The following is a 24116-nucleotide window of genomic DNA, read 5'->3' as shown; positions in this document are numbered from 1 at the left end:
TTTTCGAGTTATTGCAAACATGAGTATCGGCGAATTTTTCATCTTCATATAGGATCATTTTATATTTTCTTCCAAATACACATTTTGAATATTTAGGTTGAAGTTTCTGGGCGGCGAGTGCGTAGGATTTTTCATTTTTAAAGTTTACCGAGGCCGCTCCCTAGGTAACAAATGTTACCGTTTAACTTTTTTGCTGAGACTACTTTTGTTTCAAATAAAAATTAAATGAAAATCACAAAGCGTTTTTTTAAATTATTGTTGTTACCTGTAATAGCAAGCGTCGTTGCGCTATCGACAGCTCATGCGCAGGAAAACACGAAAAACTTAAGTCTTAGTGACGCACTATCGGCTGTTTTAGCCAACAATAAGAATATCCAGTTGGCCAAGTTGGACGGAGGTATCGCTGCGGCCAATTACAGGCAAACGGATGCTATCTTCCTCCCCCAGGCCGATCTGTCCTATATAGCGATGAGTACCAATAACCCGCTTAACGCTTTCGGCTTTAAATTGCAACAAGGGACCATCACGCAAAATGACTTTAATCCTGCCTTATTAAATCATCCTTCGGCAACGCCTGATTACATGGCACAACTTGAGGTGAAGCAGCCTTTACTTAATATCGATATGTTGTATATGCGTAAAGGCGCGGAGAAGCAAACCGAAGTTTACCAGTATAAAATGCAGCGTACACAAGAATACATGAACTTTGAAGTCAAAAAGGCCTACCTGCAGTTGCAGTTGGCTTACGACGCGGTAAAGGTTTTATCGGAGGCGGACCAAACCGCTAAGGCAGTTTATACTTTCACTGATAACCATTTTAAACAGGGCTTAATTCAAAAGTCAGATTTATTGAATGCCCAGGTGCATGTTACATTGGTAGAAAGTAACCTTGCTAAAGCCAAGAGCAGCATCCGTAACGCATCAGATTACCTCGGTGTGTTGATGGGGCAACCGACGGGCACCATATACAAGCCCAGTGATTTAATCCCAAAAGACTTAACCGTAACCGACAGCACATATAAGGTTTACGCTAACCGTTCAGATTTTATGGCTATGCAAAAGGCAATTGACGCGTCTAGTTTGATGATCAAATCGAGCCAGATGGGCTACCTGCCTAAGCTGAATGCATTCGGGAATTTTCAATATAACGACGGCCATTTAACAGGGTTTGGTGCTAATGCTTATCTGATCGGCGTACAATTGTCATGGAACGTGTTTAACGGAAACAAAACCAAACACGTGATCGCTTCGCAAAAGTTGGAGCGGGACAAGTTGACTGTTCAGTTAGCCCAGCAAAAAGAGCAGTGCCAAATGGAACTGGATAAAGCCTATCGCGACCTTTCCGATGCCCGATTCGAGATTAGTCAGGACGAAGCGGCCATTGATCAGGCTAGCGAAGCGCTACGGATATTACAAAACCGTTACCAGCAAGGCCTTGTCAATACAACAGATGTGTTAACAGCTGATACGCAGCTATCCCAACTGAAATTTTCGCTTGCCCAGGCACAGTTTACAGCCAATGTAACGAGGGCCTATATTCAATTATTAACCGCAACAACAACCAAATAAAAGATTTGAAAATGAGACAATATATTCACAATAAGAGGACTTTACTAATACTTTCCGTTTTAGGGATACTGATCATCAGTTCCTGTTCTTCCAATGAAAAAAAAGAAACGCAAACCGGTATTAATACCGCGGTATTGGTTACGGTCAGCCAGCCAGGCACTGATGGTAAACAAGGTTTAACCGTAAGCGGACAGGTAGAAGCTAGCCAGACCGCTAACATAAGCACACGTGTAATGGGGTATATCACCAAGATCAACGTTAAAGTGGGCGACCGGGTAAACAAAGGACAATTACTGGCAACAATCAGCAATGATGATATCCTTGCGAAAAGAGCGCAAACAGACGCGATGATCGCCCAAGCGGAAGCTGCTTTAAAGAGTGCTCAAAAGGACTATGATCGTTTCACAGTTTTATACAAGCAGCAAAGCGCCTCTGCCAAAGAACTGGATAATATAACCCTGCAATACCAATCCGCCAAATCCGGCCTCGAAGCTGCCAAACAACAACGGAACGAAGTAAACGCGATGCTCAGTTATACTAATTTGACTGCGCCATTTGCTGGTACCGTTACCCAAAAAATGATGGATGCAGGTAGCATGGCGAATCCCGGAATGCCGCTACTCACCATTGAACAGAGTGGTAGCTATCAGGTAAGCGCATCCGTTCCGGAAAGCGAGATCAGCTTAATTCAAGAAGGTTCACCCGTGATTATAAATATCGATGCAATCCATAAAACGATCAGTGGCCAAATAGCACAGATCGATCCCTCCTCGGCGCAGAGCGGCGGACAATATCTGATCAAAGTTCATGTCCCGGATGACGAAAAGCGGGGGCTATTCGCCGGAATGTACGCGAATGTAATGATTCCTCTAAAACAGCAAAAGCAAACCAATACGGATAATGCACAAGTAATGGTGCCAATATCGGCAATTGAATATAAGGACCAGTTAACCGGTCTGTACACCATCGGCAGTAACCATACCGCTTTACTTCGCTGGGTAAGGCTGGGCAGAATTCAGGGCAACCACGTAGAAGTATTGAGCGGCCTCGCCGCAAATGAACAGTTTATTTTGAGCGCAGAAGGCAGATTATACAACGGCGTAGCTGTTAAAATAAAATAATTGACATGAAAGACGGATTTGCAGGAAATATAGCCAAGGCATTTATACAATCGAAATTAACGATACTGTTGATGATCGCCTTTTTACTTATCGGTGGTTACAGCACTTTTTTAATTCCGCGCGAGGAAGAACCACAGATAAAGGTACCCATGGCCGATATTTTTATCGGGTATCCCGGCGCGTCGCCTAAGGATGTAGAAACCAAGGTTTCTGCACCGATCGAAAAAATGATCTCCAATATAAAGGGAGTGGAATATGTGTACTCCACCTCTATGCAGGGGCAGGCTATGGTGATCGTACAGTTTAAGGTAGGTGAAGACGTAGAACGGTCGTTGGTGAAGCTATACAGTGAGCTGATGAAAAATATGGATAAAATGCCGCAGGGCATTACGCTGCCATTGATCAAAACCCGCGCCATCGATGATGTGCCGGTATTGGGCTTAACCCTTTGGAGCGATAAATACGATGATTACCAACTAAAACAGATAGGCCAGGAACTGGCTAACGAAGTAAAAAAGATAAATGATGTATCGGATGTCAACATCATTGGTGGCCGTAACCGCGAGGTAAAAGTATTGCTGGATAAAAATAAGATGGCTGAAAACCATGTAGACTTTTTATCGCTCAGTAAACAGATTCAGGGCAGTAATATGCAATTGCCTGGCGGGACCTTACTACAGAAAGATACAGCATTTTCCGTAGAGACCGGGAACTTCCTCACCTCTGCAGACGATGTCGGCAACTTGGTGGTGGGCATTAATCAGCAGCAGCCTGTTTATCTGAAACAGATCGCGAAAGTGGATGAAGGTGCCGAAACGCCGAACCAATACGTGTTATTTGGTTACGGAAAAGCTGACGCAGCAAATGCGCACAACTTCAAATCGAACTACCCGGCAATAACCCTTTCCATTGCTAAAAAGAAAGGTGCGGATGCGATGAAGTTATCGGAGCAGATTCTAAATAAAGTGGAGCACTTGAAGAATGGGCTTTTACCAAACGACGTTCATTTAACTGTTACCCGTAATTATGGTGAAAGTGCGTCGGACAAAGTGGGCGAATTATTGTTCCACTTGTTCATCGCCATTGTGGTCGTAACGGTATTCGTGATGCTAGCCATGGGCTGGCGAGGTGGCCTGGTGGTGTTTTTATCGGTGCCGGTGACGTTTGCACTTACCTTGTTTGCCTACTATTTCATGGACTACACCCTTAATCGGATTACGCTGTTTGCACTGGTGTTTATTACCGGTATAGTGGTGGATGATTCGATTATCATTGCTGAGAACATGCACCGGCATTTTAAAATGAAAAAGCTGCCACCATTACAAGCCGCGATCTATGCCATTAACGAGGTAGGTAACCCAACCATCCTGGCGACATTCACGGTAATTGCAGCTGTATTACCGATGGCATTTGTGTCCGGTATGATGGGGCCTTATATGAGCCCGATGCCTATAGGCGCATCTATCGCCATGATCCTGTCGCTTATCGTAGCCTTAACATTAACGCCTTACCTTGGCTATATTTTCCTACGTGAAAAAGAAAATCATGGTGTCGATCACGACGAAACCAAACCGAAACTGCTGGAAGAAACACGGATCTATAAAATATACCGTTCGTCCATCCAGCCCTTACTGGAAAGCCGGTGGAAACGCTGGACATTTATCCTGAGCATCGTGGCTATTCTGTTTGCTTCACTTTCCATGTTTTATACTAAAACTGTGGCCGTTAAAATGCTGCCTTTTGATAACAAGAACGAGTTCCAGGTGGTGATTGATATGCCTGAAGGCACCACGCTGGAAAAGACCCAGGCGGTGGCTAAAGATATCGGTTCGTATATATCCGGCCAGGCACTCGTAAGGAATTATGAAACCTATATCGGTACTTCGGCCCCTATCAGTTTTAACGGGTTGGTTCGTCATTACGATTTGCGCCGCGGAGATAATGTAGCCGATATACAGGTTAACCTGTTAGACAAAAAAGACCGGAGTATCCAAAGCCACGGCATCGCCAAAGATATGCGCGGCCCGATCCAGGAAATTGCCAGAAAGTATAATGCCAATGTGAAGATTGTGGAAGTCCCGCCTGGCCCGCCGGTACTCTCCACTTTAGTAGCAGAAATTTACGGCCCGGATTACCAGGAGCAGATCAAAGTGGCACGGCAGGTAAAAAACCTGATGAACAAAACATCCAACGTTGTGGACGTGGACTGGATGGTGGAAGACGACCAGCCGGAATACCATATAGAAGTAAATAAGGAAAAAGCGATGCGCTATGGTATCGCTACGGTGCAAATCGCAGCAACCATAAACGCAGCATTATCTGGGATGCCTGTTGGTAATATTTCACAACCCGCCGCCTATAATCAAACGGCGATTAAACTACAATTGAGCGATGCGGATAAAAGCAGTATTGACGATGTGCTGAATTTAAAAGTGATCGGGATGTCGGGTAACGCAGTACCTATTAAGGATCTGGTAACAGTAACGCGCCGGATCAAGCCCCAAAGTATTTACCGTAAAAATCAAAAAGAAGTAGTGTACGTGCTGGGCGATATGGCCGGTAACCTGGAAAGCCCGTCTTATGCTATATCTGATGTTTCAGATCACTTAGGTGTGGTAACAGTTCCAAAAGGGTTTTCGCTGAAAGAAGAATACACGCATCAACCGGAACTGGAAGACAATTACAGCCTGAAATGGGATGGGGAATGGCAGATCACTTTTGAGGTATTCCGCGATTTGGGTATCGCTTTCGCTGTGGTGATCATTATGATCTATATCCTGATCGTGGGCTGGTTCCAGAATTTTACCGTGCCGCTGGTAATGCTGGCTGCCATACCGCTTTCCCTTATAGGTATCGTGTTGGGCCACTGGATGCTGCATGCCTACTTTACAGCTACGTCCATGATCGGCTTTATTGCGCTGGCCGGGGTAATGGTGCGTAACTCTATCTTGCTCATTGACTTTATTAATATCAGGCTGGATGAAGGTATCCCGTTAAAACAAGCCATTATTGAGGCCGGAGCAGTAAGAACTACGCCCATCTTATTGACTGCGGGCGCTGTTGCTTTAGGGGCAGTGATCATTTTGTTCGACCCGATATTCCAGGGGCTTGCTATCTCGCTAATGGGCGGTACCATCACCTCCACTTTCCTGACGCTGATAGTAGTGCCTTTGCTTTACTTTAAAATGATGTGCAAAACAAATATTAATCCTAAAAAATCAGAAATATGAAATTACTGATCGTAACCTGCCTGAAAGAACACCTTGCTGATGTTGCCCGGATATTTAAGCAAGCTAATATCGACGTATTCAGCACCAATGAAATTACAGGTCATCGCACCGGTAATCAATCAAATCATCTGGAGGACTGGTTTGCCAGCGGCGGAGAGCTTGCGGAATCGATGATGATTTTCACATTTACTCCCTCTGAAAACGCCGTTCACGGTTTAGAACTTATAAAGGCTAATAATATATCTATTAAGAAAGATTTTCCGGTAAGAGCATTCATTATGCCTGTCGAACAGGCTATTTAAACTAAGAACATGAAAGAAAGAATAGTTCGTGCCGTTGCAGGCACAATCGTTTTAACCAGTTTAGTTTTGGCTTACACCATAAATATCAACTGGCTTTGGCTGGGTGTATTTGTAGGTGTTAATCTGCTGCAATCTGCTTTTACCAGATTTTGTCCTCTTGAACTTATCCTAAAAGCAGCAGGTGTAAAAAATTGACAGTTATTCTGATATCATTGATTTGAATACTCCTGAAATTTAACTGAATGTAACTTTTGTAACCGTTCCGGCTTTTAAAAAAAAGGACTTTTGTTTCATGAATTTAACCTGCACGAAGCAGATTAAACCAAAGGAAATAAGAGATGAAATACATCATTATAGGCGGAGTTGCCGGCGGCGCAAGTACAGCAGCAAGACTAAGAAGGCTTGACGAACATGCAGAGATTATCATTTTTGAAAAGGGAGAACATATTTCTTATGCGAACTGCGGATTGCCTTACTATATTGGACAGGTGATCAAGGATAGGAACAAGTTACTCGTTCAAACGGCAGCCTCGTTTCGTCAGCGCTTTCAAATCGATGTTAGGGTTCTTTCGGAGGTTACTGCAATCAATTCGGCATATAAAACCGTAACGGCTAAAAACCTGGTTACAGGAGAAGTTTATGACGAACATTACGATAAGCTGGTGCTTTCTCCGGGGGCTGAACCTTTACGGCCGCCGCTTCCTGGCATTACGACCGCCGGTATCTTTACACTGCGAAATGTAACGGATACAGATTATATTAAGGCCTACATCATCGAAAAACGAACAAAAAGAGCCGTGATTATCGGTGCCGGGTTCATTGGGCTGGAAATGGCAGAGAACCTTCATGCCATTGGTATGGAGGTTGCTGTTGTCGAAATGGCCCCGCAAATACTGACTCCTTTAGATTTCCCAATTGCTGCACTGATTCAGCAGCATATACGCGCTAAAGGTGTAAACCTCGTTCTTAACACGGCTGTTTCGGGATTCGAAAGCGAGGGCACCGGCCTCGCCGTACTCTTAAATACGGGAGCCGCTCTGGAGGCGGATATCGTTATTTTATCAATTGGCGTTAAGCCGGATACGCGGCTGGCGGTTATGGCCGGACTGAAAATCGGGGATACACGTGGAATAAAAGTTAACGAATTCCTGCAAACTTCAGATCCGCATATTTACGCGGTGGGTGATGCCATCGAATTCAACAACCCGGTAACAGGCCTTCCGATGATCACTTACCTGGCAGGGCCTGCTAATAAGCAGGGGCGTATCTGCGCTAATAATATCGTTTTCGGAAATAAACAAACCTATAAAGGCGCTATTAACACCGCAATTGTAAAGGTCTTTGATATGACTGTAGGCACCTCCGGTGTCGCCTCCAAAAATTTGAAAGCAGCGGGCATTCCACATATCGTTTCCACAACCAGTGGCGGATCACATGCCGGGTATTATCCCAATGTAGAAAAAATGACCATACAGATCGCCTTTTCCCCGGATAACGGGCAATTATTAAGCGCACAGGTAGCGGGCTACGATGGGGCGGACAAACGCCTGGATATCCTGGCGGGCATTATCAAACATAATGGAACTATTGAGGACATGGCAGAATTCGAACACGCTTATGCGCCGCCCTATTCGTCCGCAAAAGATCCGGTTAATATGGCTGGTTTTGTTGCGGAAAATATCCTGACAGAAAAGCTAAATGTATTTTACTGGGATGAGCTGGCTAAGATCGGCGATGGTGATTTGCTGATCGACGTGCGGAGTGCCGCAGAATATCAGGAAGGGAGAATAGGGAACGCGATAAATATCCCTATAGATGAGATCAGGGGGCGACTGGATGAAATACCTACAACAGGAACGCTTTTTATTTATTGCGAGGCGGGTCTTCGGGGATACCTCGCGCAAAGGATACTGAAACAGCGGGGATACGACCATGTTTACAATCTTTCCGGTGGGTATAGCTTGTGGCATACCTGTAACGATGAAAAAGGTATAACTATCTAATTACAGGGAAACTCAATAAAGATGAAAAAAGTAGTAAAAAAAGAATTAACCATGTGGCCGGCGATAGTTAATGCCAAATGTCCGAAGTGCTGGGTTGGGAATATTTATGCAAACCCGATGTATAGCCTAAGCGGACAAAAAATGCTGACGAACTGCCCGCATTGCGGCATGACCTATGAAAGGGAGCCCGGCTATTTTTACGGAGCGATGTATGTGAGTTACGCATTCATTGTGGCAGAACTGGTCACTTTAGCAATCGGAACATCAATACTAACCGGCAGTGACAACCCCTGGGTTTATACGGCTGTCTTATTAGGCGTTGTCGGCATACTGGCACCGTTCAATTTAAGGTATTCCAGGGTTATCTTGCTGCACTGGCTGACACCAGGACTGCATTATCATCCTGAACTAAGCAAGGGTTCTGAAACTATAATTTCTAACCTGCGCTAGTAAAATGAATTATTAATCGATGCATCAACCAAGCAAATGTGCTTTCTTTTATCAAAAGGGGCTTTTGAATGTAACAAATGTAACGAAGTAAGTTGTCGGACACCTTTAACTTTACATTGTAAAAAACGCTTATCGAAAACATAAGCACAACCTTATTTTAATTCAATCATGGCACGAATAGTCGTTTTAGGAGCAGGTGTCGCAGGGCATACTGCCGCGTCATATCTGCAAAGGTATTTAACGAAGGAACACCAGGTGACCGTCATATCACCTTCAAGCATCTATCAGTGGATACCCTCTAATATATGGGTGGGTGTCGGCAGAATGACCGCCGACGAGATCAAATTTGATCTGAAACCATTGTATAAAAAATGGGGCGTTGAATTTTTGCAGGCAAAAGCACAGCGGTTTTATCCTGAGGGAGATGCTGAAATAAATTCAGGCTATGTAGAGGTCAGTTTTACCACGCCGGATAGATCGGGGCAGACCCAAAAAGTTCCGTATGATTTCCTGATCAATGCAACGGGGCCGAAGCTTAATTTCGAGGCTACGGAGGGGCTTCATCCGGGCGAAGGAAATATCGCATCAGTTTGTACATTCTCTCACGCAACGGAGGCCTGGGAATTATTTAAGGAGAAACTGGAAAAGATGCAAAACGGCCAGAAACAAACGTTTGTGATCGGCACCGGCCACCCTACCGCCACCTGCCAGGGAGCCGCTTTTGAATATATTTTAAATGTCGATTTCGAGATCAAAAGAAGGGGGCTGCAGGACCTTGCAGAAGTCGTCTGGATCACCAATGAATATGAACTGGGTGATTTCGGTATGGGCGGGGCTTTTATCAAAAAAGGAGGCTTCATTTCCAATACCAAATTATTTGCGGAATCCTACTTCGTGGAAAGGAATATTAAATGGATCAAAAGGGCGGGCGTTAAAAAGATAGATGCCCAAAAGATCTACTATGAAAACCTCGACGGCGAATATTTAGAACAAGCCTACGACTTTGCCATGCTCATCCCGGGATTCGCAGGGCATGGATTTCAGGCATTTGACAAACAAGGGACGGACATCTCCGCGAAATTATTCGCACCGAACGGGTTAATGAAAGTAGATGCTGACTATACCCCGAGGCCATTTGAAGAATGGTCTGTAGCGGACTGGCCGCAAACTTATCAGAATCCTTCCTACCCTAATATTTTTGCGCCGGGTATCGCTTTTGCGCCGCCGCATTCTATTTCTAAACCGATGACCAATAAGAATGGGACCGCTATTTATGCAACAGCTCCCCGCACGGGTATGCCTTCGGGTGTGATGGGTAAGGTTACGGCTGAAAATATTGTTAACTGGATAAAAACCGGGAATCCAGAAATCAAACACAAAGCTTCCATGGGGAAAATGGGCGCGGCCTGTATCGTCTCGGCAGGCTACGGTATGAGTAAGGGAACTGCGGCTACGATGACGGTGAGCCCGGTTGTGCCTGACTGGGACAAGTTTCCGGAATGGGGAAGAGATATCAATACCACCATGGGAGAACCCGGCCTGGCCGGACACTGGCTGAAATGGCTGATGCATTATATGTTTTTATACAAAGCCAAAGGAAAGCCCTTCTGGTGGATGATACCCGAATAAATAGTTAACTTTAGAAAAATCAATCATGGAAAACCGCCTTGTAATTGATAAATACTCTGAACAGTATTATCCGCCTACACCAACTAACACGACTCTTTTCTGGCGCAGGTTTATACCTTTTCAGCTAATCAGGTTTATGATCCTGAACTGGAAAATTATCAGGATCGTGGCTAAAGGCCATTCCTGAATATTAAAAATGCTAATTAATAACAATTGATATGGATGTCGAAATTTTAAGCCGCATACAGTTCGCTTTTACTGTGAGCTTTCACTATATCTATCCGCCCCTGAGCATCGGCCTTGGCGTAATGCTCGTGGTCATGGAGGGTATGTACCTGAAAACGGGGAAGAAGATCTATGAAACGATGACCAAGTTCTGGATCAAAATATTCGCCCTGATATTTGGGATCGGTGTGGCCACAGGTATCGTAATGGAATTTGAGTTTGGTACCAACTGGGCAACCTACTCCAGGTATGTCGGAGATATCTTCGGTAGCGCGCTTGCTGCCGAGGGCATATTCGCTTTTGCACTGGAAAGCGGGTTCCTCGGATTATTATTATTCGGTTGGAACAGGGTATCTCCTAAAGTGCATTTTTTCTCCACGATCATGGTAGCCCTGGGATCTATGTTTTCCGCGATCTGGATCGTAGTGGCTAACTCCTGGCAGCAAACCCCGGCAGGTTTTCATCTGGTCGGACATGGCATGAAGGTGAGAGCAGAAGTCACCGATTTCTGGGCGATGGTTTTCAATCCTTCCTCCATGGACAGGCTCTCTCATGTTTTGGTTGGCGCATTTCTGGCCGGGTCATTCCTCGTGCTGAGCGTTCACGCTTATTACCTGCTTAAAAACAGGCACGAAGAAATTTCAAAGAAAGCTTTTAAGCTGGCACTTATTGTTGCTACCATTTCCGGACTGCTGCAGTTGGTAACCGGGCATAATTCGGCAGATGGTGTCTCCAAAAATCAGCCCGCAAAATTGGCGGCGTTTGAAGGGCATTATGACAGCCTTAAAGTTGCCGATATGTATTTATTCGGGGTTGTTAACCAGGATAAGAAGACAGTAAGCGGTTTGAAAATTCCGGGCGGGCTGACTTTTTTACTTTATCAGAATTTCACGACACCGGTTAAAGGCTTAAATGCTTTTGCGGTTAATGACCGGCCTAAGCAGATCAATGCCATTTTCCAGGTTTACCATTTAATGATCGCTATTGGAGTAACCATAATTGGATTAACGCTCTTCGCGGTTTTTCTGTGGTGGCGTGGTAAGCTTTTTCAGTATAAATGGCTGATGGCCATATTTTCCTACTCCGTATTATTGCCACAGCTTGGCAACCAGATGGGCTGGTTCTCTGCCGAAATGGGCAGGCAGCCCTGGGTGGTATACGGATTGCTCAGAACCAGTGATGCCTTATCCAAAGCGGTAAGGGCCGATCAGGTATTATTTTCCCTGATCCTGTTCACTACTGTTTATGTCCTGCTTTTTGCGCTGTTTATTTACCTGCTGAACAAAAAGATCAAATATGGTTTCAGCGAAGCGGAACCTGTTCCAATAATTGAAACTATTCACGACCAAACCCTGAACTAACATGCAGACATTTTTAGGAATTGATTACCCAACCTGGTGGTTTTTGGTAGTCGGCGCAGTTTTTACAGGCTATGCGATATTGGATGGGTTTGATTTAGGTGCAGGGGCACTGCATTTATTTTTTAAAAAAGACGAAAGCCGGAGGATCGCGTTAAATGCCATCGGGCCGGTATGGGATGGCAATGAAGTGTGGCTGGTGATCGGCGGCGGGGCGTTATTTGCCGGGTTTCCGGAAGTATATGCCACTATATTTTCAGCATTCTACATTCCTTTTATGCTGTTCCTGACCGTGCTGATCCTTCGGGCGATTGCGATAGAGTTCCGGAGCAAGGAAACGATGCTTTGGTGGCGAAAGACCTGGGATATCATTTATTCTGTTGCCAGCATTACGATAGCTCTGTTACTCGGCGTTGTTTTAGGCAATGTCATGCAGGGTATTCCCATCAACAAAGATTTTGAATACGTAGGCGGGTTTTTCAACTTGCTGAACCCCTATGCTTTGATCACCGGGGTTACCGTTGTTGCCTTATTTATGATGCACGGCGCAACCTACCTGATCATGAAAACAGAAAAAAGGTTACACACTAAGTTAAGGGTATTGGCGAAGAATACCAGCCGCTTTTTTGTGATCTCCTATGTTGCCTTAACCATGGCGACACTGATCTACCTGCCTCATACGGCTGAAAAGTTCCGTACGCATCCATACCTGTTTTTAATTCCTTTGCTGACGATTCTGACGATCATTAATACACGGAGGTTATTGGAAAAGGGCGTTTTTTTCCGGGCGTTTCTTTCTTCTGCTTTAACATCCGCTTTATTGCTGATCACTGTAACGATTAATCTATTTCCAAATATTGTACTTTCTACGATTAACCCTGCATACAACATTACGATCTACAATGGCGCTTCGTCACAAAAATCATTAGGCATTATGCTGATTATCGCGGCGATAGGCGTGCCGCTGGTTGCGGCCTATACGATCTTTGTATTCTGGACATTTCGTGGCAAGGTAAAAATGGATGAAACTAGTTATTAAATTTAACAATGATGAGCGAATATTGGAACAAGCGATATGTAGACAGCGATTATGCGTATGGGGAAGAGCCTAATGTTTTCTTCGCTGAACAGCTCAACTCACTTAAAGCCGGAACAATCATTCTGCCTTGTGACGGAGAGGGCAGAAATGGAGTATTTGCCGCGAAAAGCGGATGGAACGTTTATGCGTTTGACTCCAGCGAAAAAGGTAAGACAAAGGCGATGAAACTGGCAGAAAAAAGCGGTGTTGAGATTAATTATATCATCGAAGATGCGGTTTCAGTAAGCTATGCCAATGATAGTGCAGACGTTGTGGCATTGATTTATGCGCATTTGCCGCCGGATGTGCGCAAGCCGTTGCATCAACAGTCTGTGGCTTGGCTGAAACCGGGCGGGAGGTTGATCCTTGAAGCTTTCAACCCGACTCAACTCCATAATAGCTCTGGCGGGCCGAAGGACATCGGGATGCTTTATACGGAAAAGATGCTTCGGGAAGATTTCAAGGGTCTGAGAATAGAATTTGCGGAGCTTTTGCAAACCAGTTTGAACGAGGGAAAATACCACGAAGGGAAAGCTGATATCATTCGGTTTGCTGGTGTTAAAATTTAGTGCATCGCATAAACAGGCCGTAATTTAAAGTTGTCCTTAATCGGTAACTCTGCGTGACGGTGCACGGGTTTATAAACGGCGACGGCTGTGACCCAAATCATATATAACATGATTCAACATCATTGTTAAATGCCTAAAAGGGTAGTAATTTAATAATACACGGATAACATAAAATGGAAACAGCAGAACAAGTAATATCAATGCCGAGAATTGGCGATCAGGCACCCGAATTTTAGGCGGTAACGACCCAGGGTGACATAAATTTCCCATCCGATTATAAAGGCAAATGGGTGATCCTGTTTAGCCACCCGGCTGATTTCACACCGGTGTGCACCTCGGAGTTCATGACATTCGCGAAGATGGAACCGGAGTTTAACGCGCTGAATTGTCAGCTGGTGGGACTATCAATCGATGGGCTTTATAGTCATATCGCCTGGCTGCGAACGATCAAAGACAAGATCGAATTTAAAGGAATGAAAAACATGGAGGTCAAATTTCCTCTTATTGAAGACATTACTATGGAAATAGCGCATAAATACGAAATGATCCAACCCGGTGAAAGTTCGACTAAAGCGGTACGAGCTGTTTTCTTTATTGATCCGAAAGGCTTGATCAGAGCGATGATTTATTATCCCCTATCCATGGGCAGGAACTTCGATGAATTAAAGAGGGCGCTGATCGCCATGCAAACTGCGGACAGTCATAACATCGCGACACCGGCAGACTGGCGGCCCGGAGATGATGTCATCGTTCCGACCGCAGGTTCCTGTGGTGCAGCAAAGGAGCGGATGGATCACACGGAAGAGATGACGTGTTACGATTGGTTTTTCTGTACCAAGTCATTGGCTATTGAAAAAGTATTACCTCAATCATGAAATAAATCGGTGTTAGACCATTCAGACGCTATTTAAACCAGAGCAGCCGATGGCTGCTCTTTTCATATGTAACCTTTGTTACCAAAGTCGCAGATAATAGGATTTATATTTGTTTCAGCAGGCAGATCTTCAATCAAGCCTGGTAATATAATCTCAGCAAAATGAAAACGAACATATTGAGTAACTGGAACTTTTCGCGAATAGTACGACTAATTATTGGAGCTGTAATTGTTTTCGAAGCGGTTAATTCAGGAGATCCTTTGATAGGCTTGGGTGGCCTGTTTTTTATCGGGATGGCCCTTTTCAATGTTGGCTGCTGCGGTGCTGGCGGGTGTTATATTCCTTTAAAAAAGACTGCTGTAGTCAGCGAGGATATCAGTTACGAAGAGATCAAATAATTACACTTTATGCGGCTTTCTGCCGCCTTTAAAAAGATTTAAAATAACATAAAATGAGCATTTTTGAAAAATTATTTGGCAGTACGCCAAAAGTCGATTTAACAGACATCATTAAACAAGGAGCATTTTTAGTGGATGTACGCTCACCCGGTGAATTCGCTGGCGGGAACGTAAAAGGCTCGGTAAATATTCCATTGGATAAAGTCAGTTCACAACTTTCTAAATTCAAAAACAAGAAAAATATCATTGTTTTCTGTCAAAGTGGCGGCAGAAGCAGCCAGGCAAAAACGATCCTTGAACAAAATGGGTTTGCCAATGTGATCAATGGTGGGACCTGGAACAATGTCAGCCAGTTTGTAAAATAGTCCTTGAGTTCTGCGTATATCTGTCATTGATAAAAGTCGGTGACAGATTTAAAATTTTCACGGGTGCTTTAAAATATCTGTAATATTAGAAGTAAGCATGTTTAAGTCCATCAAATCTAAAGACTTGGTATTTGTAGGGATACAACTACTTCTATTTCTTATTTATATCCTTTCCCCGTTAGCGATAAAGATAGATCTCAATACATTTTGGCGTGGGGTCGGTTTATCCCTTAAGATAACAGGATTTATAATCCTAATCCTTGCCACGCTTCAGTTAAACGTGAACTTATCCCCGTTTCCTACCCCATCTCAAGATAGTCACTTAATCACTAACGGTGTTTACAGGTATATGCGTCATCCTATTTATGGCGGAATTTTGCTCGCGGCTGCAGGATATAGCCTCAATTCTGCGGATGCTTTCCGGTTACTGGTGACGCTGGCATTGTTCCTGTTATTCTATTTTAAATCGAATTATGAGGAAAAGCTATTGAAAAAGCGCTTTGCAGGCTACAGCGATTACATTAAGCATACCGGAAGGTTTTTGCCATCTTTAAGGCAATTAATCTAATTACCGCGCCACAGTACATAACGTTTGACACTAATCATTACTATTACCTGAAATACTGTTAACTTAGCGTTATGGATAACTTAGTTAATCTCGGTTTTGATTTTGAGCCTGCATTGATCGAAGAGATTAAACATTTTGGTGAGCTAAAGCATTTTAAAGAAGGCGACATCATCATGGATTACGGCAAATATATCCGAATGATGCCATTGGTGATCAAGGGAACCTTGAAAGTACTGAAAAAGGAAGAAAATGGAAAAGAAATCCTTCTCTATTACCTTTCAAATAACGAGACCTGTTCCATGGCTTACAGCTGCTGCCTGGAAGAAAAGAAAAGCGATGTGAGAGCGATTGCGGAGGGGGACGTAGACATCATCGCTATTCCGCACAATAAACTGGACGAATGGCTGCATAAATTCCCAAGCTGGAAAAATTACATTATGCGCAGTTTTGCGGAGCGTTTTTCCGAACTGTTGAAATCAATTGAAAGCATAGCTTTCCATAAACTGGATGACCGGCTGATTGCTTACCTGAAAGAAAAACAACGTCTTTCCGGCTCAAGCGTTATCAAGGCTTCACATTATCAGATTGCTGATGAACTGGCGACTTCAAGAGTTGTGGTATCAAGACTACTGAAAATCTTAGAAAATAATGGTAAGATTTTATTGTACCGCAATGAAATCAAATTACTGCGTGATTTCGATTCTTGAATGTTTTAGATAGTAATCGATCTAATAATGCGCACTAAGCATTCTTAAAAAGGTACATTACTTCTGTATGTAACATTTGTTACCGAAAAGCTCTTTTATATCTGGTAATTTTAATAAAAAATTAACGATATGAAAAAGAATATGGGTACTCTTGACCGTTCATTACGAATCCTCGCGGCTATCTTAATTGCGGTTTTGTATTATACTGGCGTGGTGTCGGGCACATTAGCGATAATTCTCTTTGTCTTCGCCGCTATCTTTATTTTAACCAGCTTCATAAGCTTTTGCCCTTTATACTATCCTTTTAGGATTAGTACTAGGAAACCAGATAATAATCACTAAACTGGATTTTGATAACTAAGTTTCATATCTGACGCATTCCTTAGTTATAGCTGGCATACAAACGTTATCAAAGCTACTATTTGGTGTTGTATAAAAAACTGAAATACCCTTTGCAGGGTGTGAATTATGTAAGCTTTAACTAATATAATGTAACATTAAATACTCTTATACGGTGAACTTTGAACGCGTCAAGTATTTCTGCGATTATTAGACTCATTATTTCATTCTGTGTTCCAATTTAATTTACGACGTATATGAAATTACTATGATAAGCATTATGCGCTAAAGCCCTGTGGCAGTATAGCTTTACTTACTAACAATACTCTTCATAAATGAGGCATTTTACTTTTGCCTTATAATTATAACTATGGACGAAGAACAGCTCAAGGAAAAAGAAGAACATTTCGTGCCTGTTGGTACCATTGTTTTTATCACACTCTTACTGGCGCTTACCGCACTGATCTGGTTTAGTCTTTATAATCTTCAGTTAGAAAGACACTATTAATCTATCGCAATGAATAAATATGAGATCAGGGTAATCGTGCTTGCGGGCCTTTTACTATCCGTTTTTTTCTTCGCAATTCTTTATAACGACTTCAGCCGGAATATTGATGTGCCTGCCTGTGTGACCTATTCAGGCACTTATAAGGTTCCACATGTGAAAAAGCTGGATGACAAAACCTATGAAGTTTATGCTGTAGCGAAAATGTGGGGATTTATGCCGCAGGACTTAACGTTTCCCGAAGGATCCACCATCGACCTGTACCTTACTTCGGACGACGTAGTTCATGGGTTCAATATCGTAAAAAAAGGTGTCAATCTGATGGCCGTACCCGGGGCGATCACGAAGACCTCCGTCACTTTTGAAGATGCCGGTGTTTACCGCGTAGTCTGTCATGAATATTGCGGTGCCGGACATCAGTACATGATGGGCAAGATTATCATTACGCCTAAAAAATATTATTAAGATGAACATTAGCAAACCATACAGGACGGTGATATTGACCGGCTTACTAATGCCCATGACACTCTTTATACTGGGGTGCTACAATGGCGTAATGCAAACGATTTACAGGGCAGGCGTTATTCACCAGTCATCGGTTGCAGGTATCAATTATTACCAGGGTTTAACCATGCATGGTGTTATAAATGCTATCGTGCTGACCACGTTTTTTGCCGTTGTTTTCGGGCACGTCACCATTGCCTACTATTTAAAACGGGAACCGCCGAAATTGTCTTACCAGATTTCGATGGGATTGATGGTGACCGGTACCTTATTGGATCTGGTTGCTATGGCAACCGGGAAAGCCCAGGCATTATATACTTTTTACGCCCCTTTAAAAGCCTCCCCTTTTTTTTACGTGGGTACCGCCTTGCTTATTGTCGGTAGCTGGATTGCCTTTTTCGGCTGGACCAAAATATGGTATGACTGGAAAAAGGAAAATCCGAAGTCCAAAATGCCATTGGCAGTTCTTGGAACTTTTGTTAATTTTTCCATCTGGCTGATCAGCACGCTGCCTGTTGCCTACGAAACCCTGGTTATTCTAACCCCCTGGTCGTTAGGCTGGACAGACAGCATCAATGTTCCCCTCACCCGTATGCTGTTCTGGATGTTCGGGCACCCATTGGTCTATTTCTGGCTGTTGCCCGCTTACGTAGCTTATTACACCATATTACCCAAAGTAGCAGGCAGCAAACTTTATTCCGGTAATGCGGGAAGGCTCGCTTTTTTACTGTTCCTGATCTTATCGATGCCCGTAGGTGTTCATCACCAGTTCAGCGAACCGGTTTTTACACCGGGTACAAAGCTTTGGGCAAGCCTTTTAACTTATGCCGTCGCTATTCCCAGCTTTATGACAGCCTTTACCGTTGCGGCCTCTTTAGAATATGGCGCAAGGAAACGGGGCGCGAAAGGTGTTTTTAGCTGGATGTGGAAACAACCTTATTTTGAAGTTGATAACTACCTTTTCGGTTACTTTATATGTGGCCTTATCCTATTCATTTTCGGTGGATTATCCGGCATCGTAAATGCCTCCTATACATTAAATCAGCTGGTTCACAATACAGACTGGGTACCCGGTCATTTTCACATGACCGTTGCAGGCCCCGTGATCCTGGTGATCCTGGGTATGAGTTTGTACATGTACAGTTCCGTTTCCGGAAAGGCATTGAAGTTTAAAACGTTTGCGGTGATGGTACCTTATATCTGGATGGTGGGGATCGCATTCCTGTCCCATGGATTGATGTCTGGTGGCTTAATGGGCGAACCCCGCAGGACGAACCTAGGATTATCTTACACTAATCCGGCTAGCCCGCAGTTCAACCAGCATTTTGTACCGACTACCACGACGACCCTGGTTGGCGGCATCATCATGGGTGCTGCTGCAATTATTTACTTCATCGTATTTTTTGCGACAGCCATAGGAAAACGTGTGAACGAACCTCAGCTGATTTTACCTGAATCGGAGGAATTGCATGAGGAAAAAGATATGCCACTGTTATTGACCATGAAGCCCTGGCTTATTTTAATGGTGGTACTGGTAATGACCACCTATGTGCCAGCACTGATCAGTGTTTTCAAATACTCAAAAGCAGTCCCTAATAAATTTCAGCCGGATAGTCCGCAAAATTTGCTCAAATCAGGCGACGACCATTAATATGACCACAATATAGCTGTTATGAAACAGGTAAACCGAAAGGCAATCATTTTATTTTTTTCTTTGATAATTATTGTGCCCCTTCTCGTATTCACAGCGATGCGGTGGTACGAGAACAATATTGAAGGACTACCTTATTATCACAGCGGAACTTCAATCGAAGATGCTGATGTGCCGCACCTTACTGTGCCGGACTTTGCCTTTCTGAATACGGATAGCAGTGCGCTTAAAGGAAGCTTTGTAAAGGAAAAGGTTTGGGTGGTGAATTACTTCTTTACTTCCTGCCCGACCATATGTCCTAAAATGATGGCCGGTATGCGGCTTATCCAGCAAGCTTTTCCGAATGATAAACAAGTACGCCTGTTGTCGTTTACCGTAGATCCCTACCACGACACACCCACTAAGCTGAAAAAATATGCTGTAAAGCATAGCATTGATTTGCAGCAGTGGCAACTGGGCACCGGAAGTAAACCTGAACTTTACAGGTTTGCACGTAACGGGTTATTTATTACTGCTACTGATGGCGATGGCGGCGAGGGTGATTTCATCCATAGTGATAAAATTGTACTGGTAGATCGTCAAAACCATATAAGGGGCTACTACGACGGTACGGACGAAGATGAAATAAGCAGGTTGATAACGGATATCAGCAGGTTAAAAGTGAGCCCTCCAAACAAATAAAACACCCACATGAAAAAAACCATTTTAAGTGTAATTATCCTGGTTTCGTTAGCCAGGGTTAGCCATGCTGCCGATCCTGATAATATTGAAGGGAAAGCGGTATTTCAGCAGAATTGTACTTCCTGCCATGCTATTCAAACGCAAGTTGTTGGGCCCGCACTGCGCAATGTTTTCGACCGTCACAGCGAAGCCTGGATTATCAGCTTTGTTCATGCTTCGCAAACGGTGATCAAAAGCGGCGACACATCCGCTGTACGCCTGTTTAACCAATTCAACCAAACGGTGATGCCAAACCACCCGAATCTGAGCGATCAGGACATCAGAAATATCATCGGCTATATCCGATCGGAAAGTAAAAACGCCGTGGCACAGCTGCCGGTAACAACGGCGGCGGTGGAAGATAACGACCCTTATAAAGGCGAATCCGGCTTTGTAAGACAAGTTGTTTACATTGATCTTCCGGGCGCGCATACACCCATATTACCTGGGGACTATAGAACATGGTTCGTACTTGGAGGTCTGATCTTTCTATCACTGTTGACGTTCTTCTTCGCCATCAAAATGAAGACTTTAATTGATTTACTTAAAACGAAATTCAGTAAAACAAGTCATCGGATTGTGCAATAGCATTTAGAGAACTAAACCATAGCGTGTTTTGAAAGCACTAGTCAGCAAATAGAAAAAAATTGTAAAAACGTAGTTTGTTTATAAAAATCATGCATCCCGACAAACTAAATAAGCTATTAAATAATCCAAGTGATCATTTAGCCAACGAAAGAACTTTTTTAGCCTGGATAAGAACCAGCATTGCGTTAATGGCATTCGGCTTTGTCGTGGTTAAGTTCGCCTTGTTCATCAAACAAATTTCCATCGTTTTAGCAGGGAAAGCTATTTTACCAGGAAAGGGCTATTCCGCAGAGATCGGCATATTTTTAGTGGCGACAGGCGCAATAATGGCACTTCTTGCCTTCTTCCGATACAAGCGGACAGAGCGGCAGTTGCAGGATCACAACTATCACCCATCTTTCTTGTTGTTACTATTGCTCACACTTGGTATCCTGATTATAAGTGCGCTACTTATCTACTATTTATTGCCAAGTATTTAATGGCATTGTTGCCTTTCGCCGCAGTTATCTCCAAGAATGTTCACCTAATGGGCTATCAATGATGATTGTTATAATTACCAGGTCTACTTATGGACGCTTGTGCTAATTCAATATTGTTGCTTTTTCGCTAAAACAACGTTATGTTATTTCACAAATAAATTGCCAGAAAACTTATCAATTTCCCGGGTTGCGCATAATAAGACTGAAAACTGCTGATCAATTATTTAAACAACTGAACCAGGATAAAACTGGCATATTTCATTGTTCGTATACCTCGCCACAATGTAAAGAAAGAATTAAAGATAACTCCCGTTGAGAGGTTTGCTTCGTAGGTTTTTTTACGTTATTGCCATAATTTATTCAATCTGCCTGTCGCCTTCAGGTAATCCAGTTGAAAAATCCACAATTGTTTTTCCCCGAGCGCGTAGTTTGCCAAAATACTTTCGAGGCTTACTTCCTCCGTATTTAAAGTTGATGCCGTCTCCTGGCCTTCATCAAACCTGTCCTGCATGATTTGAATGGTTTCCTTTGACAGCGATATATTTTCATTCAGCGTTTTTAGTTGTGCCAGCAAACGGTCGGTTTTTATTTTTGCCGTTACAGCATCTTTAACGTACCCGGCATATTTATCATCGCGCTGGTCATTGTACTGGTACGATTGTAATTTTAGTTGCTGTAATTTATTTTGTTTGTCTTCGCCAATAAGCAGCGGCAGTTTCACATCCAGGCCCACATAACTCAAACCAAACCACGAATTTGCCGCTATTGGGCTAAACTGGTTGGTATATTGATTAGCACCTAAAAATCCTTTCATGCTGATGGTTGGTAAATATTTAGCTTTTTCTGTCTCTGCCTGCAAAGCGGCAAGTTTGCTCTGTAAAGCCAGTTGCTGTAATTCAGGTATAGAGTCGTTCATGGGGACGAGGGCTAATCGTTCCGCGTTATTGTTTTTGAATAAACTCATGTCGATAGCGATGTCCGCATGGGCAACATCATCTTGCCCGATCAGGAACAAGAGGTACACTTTATTTTCAACCAACTGCGATACGGCATCTGCTAACTTTTGCAGGGTATTGTGATGATTAATCAGGGCGGTATTGAGGTCCGATTTTAGCAGTCGTTTTGCTAAAAATTTGTTTTTCTGCAACTGATAACTTATCCATGTTCTGGCGGTATCTGCAATGGCTACTCCAATCTGTTCCTGCTGCAAACCAATATTGGCATAGGCCTGGGCCACATCGTAAACCAATTCATATTCTGATTGCAACTGTGATGCTACTGCGATTCGTTCCTGAAGTTCTGATTCACTTTTTTGCCTGGATATGGAAACATCCAGCAAAGGCTGTACTACGGTAACACCAGCGGCCTGCGACCATTTTGTACCAAACTGTATGCTTTTCGTTGCATCAACAGGGTAAGCAGGATTGAAAATACCAATCGGTAAAATCGATGTCTGTAAAATGGGATTGTACAGATAATTATATTCAACCGATACTTGCGGCCAGTACTTTTTGAGCAGGGCTTCTGTTTGCAGTTTCCGAATCGTCAGGTCCATTTTACCTGCCTGGATGTTTTTTCTGTTGGCTAGGGCGCTGGAAATAGCCTGCCGCAACGAAACGGTAGTTTGCGCAAACGCGGGAATAGTGGAACGCAACAATAGCAGGATAATAGCAAAACCTGTTAATTGTTTTTTTAGATTACTTACCACTTTTAGCAGAAATTTGGTTGAACGGATCATATTAGTTTTTTATTGATCAATTAAAAACAGACGCCGGTTCAACACTGCTAATCCTTCGTAATGCAAATGATGCTCCGCCCAAAGCAATTAAAGCAATTGTTAAAAACATGCCTGATATGACCAACGGTGAAAAACTGAATATTAGGCCGGATTTCGCGACGCCCATACGAAACCCTTCGAGCAAAAGCATACCGATAACAAACCCGGCAATAGCAAAAAACATAGCCTGCGTTAATATCAGCCGCCTGATATACCCGTTACCTGCACCAATAGCTTTTAATGTGCCGTAATCTTTGAGGCGGTCAAGCGCAGAAGAATACATAGTTAATCCGATGATAAAAAACCCGGCTATCAGCGCGAAAACAATCAGGGTGCCGGTGCTTAACGCGATACCGCTTGAGCCTAGAATTTTTTCGATGGTTGATTTAGCTAACGCTTGCGAAGGCCAGGCACGCACGCCGCTAATGGTACTATTTATCCTGGCAACAACGTCATCGGCATTGGCACCCGGTAGCAGCTTGACTAAAACGGCGCTAACGCTATTAACCGATTGGTTGGAATAAAACCGGGCGCGTTCAATGGTAGTAACGGAAATACTGCTGCCAAACCCACGGAATCCTTTAGTCTGCAGCGCAAAAAAGGCGCGTTTGCCGTTGATCTCAAAATCGGTTCCGAGATTGATGTTATCGCCGATATTTTTCTTCTCAAAAAATTCAGCACTTACGGCACCATCCATTTGCAGGTCGGCAGGTTTACCGGCAATGATCTTACTGGAATCTAATACGGTGTTTAATTTGGATATGTCAACGCCAATCAACGTGATAGCACCACTGGTGCCATTATTATAGTTACACGATGCCCCGGTGATTAATATGGGGAAAGCTTCCTTCACTCCGCTGAGTCCCTGCACCGCCCTTAGGGTACGGATATCCAACTTGCCCAACTGGTTCACATCGTCCGTTTTGCTGTCAACCACCCAAATATCCGCCTTAACGTTAGTGGCAAGCGATCCCATTAAGCCGGTTAAAAAAAAGAATACGCCCAGTTGCTGCCCGATCAAAAAAGTGCTGATCAAAATACCAACGATCACGCCGATACTCTTCGCTTTGTCAAATCTGATAAACTCCCAGGCGGTCTTAAGCATT

The 24116-nt window shown here is 43.6% G+C and carries 25 protein-coding genes and 1 pseudogene; 24 read left to right on the top strand and 2 right to left on the bottom strand.

Features of this window, described 5'->3' with window-relative positions; translation table 11 throughout:
* The first annotated feature begins 225 nt into the window (after nucleotides 1–225).
* The 24 genes and pseudogenes from QZX97_RS05310 to QZX97_RS05195 all read left to right on the top strand — a co-directional run bounded on the left by QZX97_RS05310 (nucleotide 226) and on the right by QZX97_RS05195 (nucleotide 21233).
* Nucleotides 226–1569 (top strand): TolC family protein, encoded by a 1344-nt coding sequence (locus QZX97_RS05310; RefSeq protein ID WP_295664360.1) that lies wholly within the window; start codon nucleotides 226–228, stop codon nucleotides 1567–1569.
* 11 nt (nucleotides 1570–1580) lie between these two features.
* Nucleotides 1581–2690, top strand: coding sequence for an efflux RND transporter periplasmic adaptor subunit (locus QZX97_RS05305; protein WP_295664358.1), 1110 nt, complete (start codon nucleotides 1581–1583; stop codon nucleotides 2688–2690).
* 5 nt (nucleotides 2691–2695) lie between these two features.
* Entirely contained in the window at nucleotides 2696–5920 is a 3225-nt protein-coding gene (locus QZX97_RS05300) for an efflux RND transporter permease subunit (protein ID WP_295664356.1), read from the top strand.
* Nucleotides 5917–6222 (top strand): hypothetical protein, encoded by a 306-nt coding sequence (locus QZX97_RS05295; RefSeq protein ID WP_295664354.1) that lies wholly within the window; start codon nucleotides 5917–5919, stop codon nucleotides 6220–6222. Before QZX97_RS05300 ends, QZX97_RS05295 begins: the two co-directional genes overlap by 4 nt.
* Nucleotides 6223–6231: 9 nt before the next feature.
* Entirely contained in the window at nucleotides 6232–6417 is a 186-nt protein-coding gene (locus QZX97_RS05290; protein WP_295664352.1) for a DUF2892 domain-containing protein, read from the top strand.
* A gap of 143 nt (nucleotides 6418–6560) precedes the next feature.
* Entirely contained in the window at nucleotides 6561–8225 is a 1665-nt protein-coding gene (locus tag QZX97_RS05285) for an FAD-dependent oxidoreductase (protein ID WP_295664351.1), read from the top strand.
* 21 nt (nucleotides 8226–8246) lie between these two features.
* Nucleotides 8247–8675 carry a DUF983 domain-containing protein gene (locus tag QZX97_RS05280; protein WP_295664350.1) on the top strand — a complete coding sequence of 143 codons (429 nt, stop codon included), beginning with the start codon at nucleotides 8247–8249 and terminating at the stop codon, nucleotides 8673–8675.
* A 168-nt stretch (nucleotides 8676–8843) separates the two neighbouring features.
* Nucleotides 8844–10304 (top strand): FAD-dependent oxidoreductase, encoded by a 1461-nt coding sequence (locus tag QZX97_RS05275; protein WP_295664349.1) that lies wholly within the window; start codon nucleotides 8844–8846, stop codon nucleotides 10302–10304.
* Nucleotides 10305–10329: 25 nt separating this feature from the next.
* Nucleotides 10330–10491, top strand: a complete 162-nt coding sequence (locus QZX97_RS05270; protein WP_295664348.1) for a hypothetical protein — start codon at nucleotides 10330–10332, stop codon at nucleotides 10489–10491.
* A 31-nt stretch (nucleotides 10492–10522) separates the two neighbouring features.
* Entirely contained in the window at nucleotides 10523–11890 is a 1368-nt protein-coding gene (locus tag QZX97_RS05265) for a cytochrome ubiquinol oxidase subunit I (RefSeq protein ID WP_295664347.1), read from the top strand.
* A 1-nt stretch (nucleotide 11891) separates the two neighbouring features.
* Nucleotides 11892–12926 (top strand): cytochrome d ubiquinol oxidase subunit II, encoded by a 1035-nt coding sequence (gene cydB / locus QZX97_RS05260; RefSeq protein WP_295664346.1) that lies wholly within the window; start codon nucleotides 11892–11894, stop codon nucleotides 12924–12926.
* A gap of 8 nt (nucleotides 12927–12934) precedes the next feature.
* Entirely contained in the window at nucleotides 12935–13534 is a 600-nt protein-coding gene (locus QZX97_RS05255) for a class I SAM-dependent methyltransferase (protein WP_295664344.1), read from the top strand.
* A gap of 251 nt (nucleotides 13535–13785) precedes the next feature.
* Nucleotides 13786–14409, top strand: a pseudogene (locus QZX97_RS05250) (peroxiredoxin); the annotation flags it as partial.
* A 161-nt stretch (nucleotides 14410–14570) separates the two neighbouring features.
* Nucleotides 14571–14807 carry a hypothetical protein gene (locus QZX97_RS05245; RefSeq protein ID WP_295664343.1) on the top strand — a complete coding sequence of 79 codons (237 nt, stop codon included), beginning with the start codon at nucleotides 14571–14573 and terminating at the stop codon, nucleotides 14805–14807.
* 53 nt (nucleotides 14808–14860) lie between these two features.
* Nucleotides 14861–15172 (top strand): rhodanese-like domain-containing protein, encoded by a 312-nt coding sequence (locus QZX97_RS05240; protein WP_295664342.1) that lies wholly within the window; start codon nucleotides 14861–14863, stop codon nucleotides 15170–15172.
* 97 nt (nucleotides 15173–15269) lie between these two features.
* Nucleotides 15270–15740 (top strand): isoprenylcysteine carboxylmethyltransferase family protein, encoded by a 471-nt coding sequence (locus QZX97_RS05235; RefSeq protein WP_295664340.1) that lies wholly within the window; start codon nucleotides 15270–15272, stop codon nucleotides 15738–15740.
* A gap of 71 nt (nucleotides 15741–15811) precedes the next feature.
* Complete coding sequence (locus QZX97_RS05230) at nucleotides 15812–16447, top strand: Crp/Fnr family transcriptional regulator (RefSeq protein WP_295664338.1); 636 nt, start codon at nucleotides 15812–15814, stop codon at nucleotides 16445–16447.
* Between the two features lie 129 nt (nucleotides 16448–16576).
* A complete protein-coding gene (locus QZX97_RS05225; RefSeq protein ID WP_363151971.1) occupies nucleotides 16577–16789 on the top strand; it encodes a DUF2892 domain-containing protein in 213 nt (70 codons plus the stop codon).
* 367 nt (nucleotides 16790–17156) lie between these two features.
* Nucleotides 17157–17294, top strand: a complete 138-nt coding sequence (locus QZX97_RS05220) for a hypothetical protein (RefSeq protein WP_295664336.1) — start codon at nucleotides 17157–17159, stop codon at nucleotides 17292–17294.
* A gap of 153 nt (nucleotides 17295–17447) precedes the next feature.
* Nucleotides 17448–17756 carry a hypothetical protein gene (locus QZX97_RS05215; protein ID WP_295664334.1) on the top strand — a complete coding sequence of 103 codons (309 nt, stop codon included), beginning with the start codon at nucleotides 17448–17450 and terminating at the stop codon, nucleotides 17754–17756.
* Nucleotide 17757: 1 nt separating this feature from the next.
* A complete protein-coding gene (locus tag QZX97_RS05210; RefSeq protein ID WP_295664332.1) occupies nucleotides 17758–19446 on the top strand; it encodes a cbb3-type cytochrome c oxidase subunit I in 1689 nt (562 codons plus the stop codon).
* Between the two features lie 99 nt (nucleotides 19447–19545).
* Nucleotides 19546–20127 (top strand): SCO family protein, encoded by a 582-nt coding sequence (locus QZX97_RS05205; RefSeq protein WP_295664330.1) that lies wholly within the window; start codon nucleotides 19546–19548, stop codon nucleotides 20125–20127.
* A 9-nt stretch (nucleotides 20128–20136) separates the two neighbouring features.
* Complete coding sequence (locus QZX97_RS05200) at nucleotides 20137–20754, top strand: cytochrome c (RefSeq protein ID WP_295664328.1); 618 nt, start codon at nucleotides 20137–20139, stop codon at nucleotides 20752–20754.
* A gap of 89 nt (nucleotides 20755–20843) precedes the next feature.
* Complete coding sequence (locus tag QZX97_RS05195) at nucleotides 20844–21233, top strand: DUF202 domain-containing protein (RefSeq protein ID WP_295664326.1); 390 nt, start codon at nucleotides 20844–20846, stop codon at nucleotides 21231–21233.
* 343 nt (nucleotides 21234–21576) lie between these two features.
* Here the strand turns inward: QZX97_RS05195 and QZX97_RS05190 are convergent, their stop codons facing one another.
* Entirely contained in the window at nucleotides 21577–22971 is a 1395-nt protein-coding gene (locus QZX97_RS05190) for a TolC family protein (RefSeq protein WP_295664324.1), read from the bottom strand.
* A gap of 16 nt (nucleotides 22972–22987) precedes the next feature.
* Nucleotides 22988–24115: an ABC transporter permease gene (locus QZX97_RS05185; protein WP_295664321.1), complete on the bottom strand. Its 1128-nt coding sequence runs from the start codon at nucleotides 24113–24115 to the stop codon at nucleotides 22988–22990.
* Nucleotide 24116 lies beyond the last annotated feature (1 nt).

This window comes from uncultured Mucilaginibacter sp., assembly GCF_903893715.1.
Lineage (GTDB): Bacteria > Bacteroidota > Bacteroidia > Sphingobacteriales > Sphingobacteriaceae > Mucilaginibacter.
Note: the sequence above shows the minus strand (reverse complement) of the source record. Positions and strands in the feature narration are given on the sequence as shown.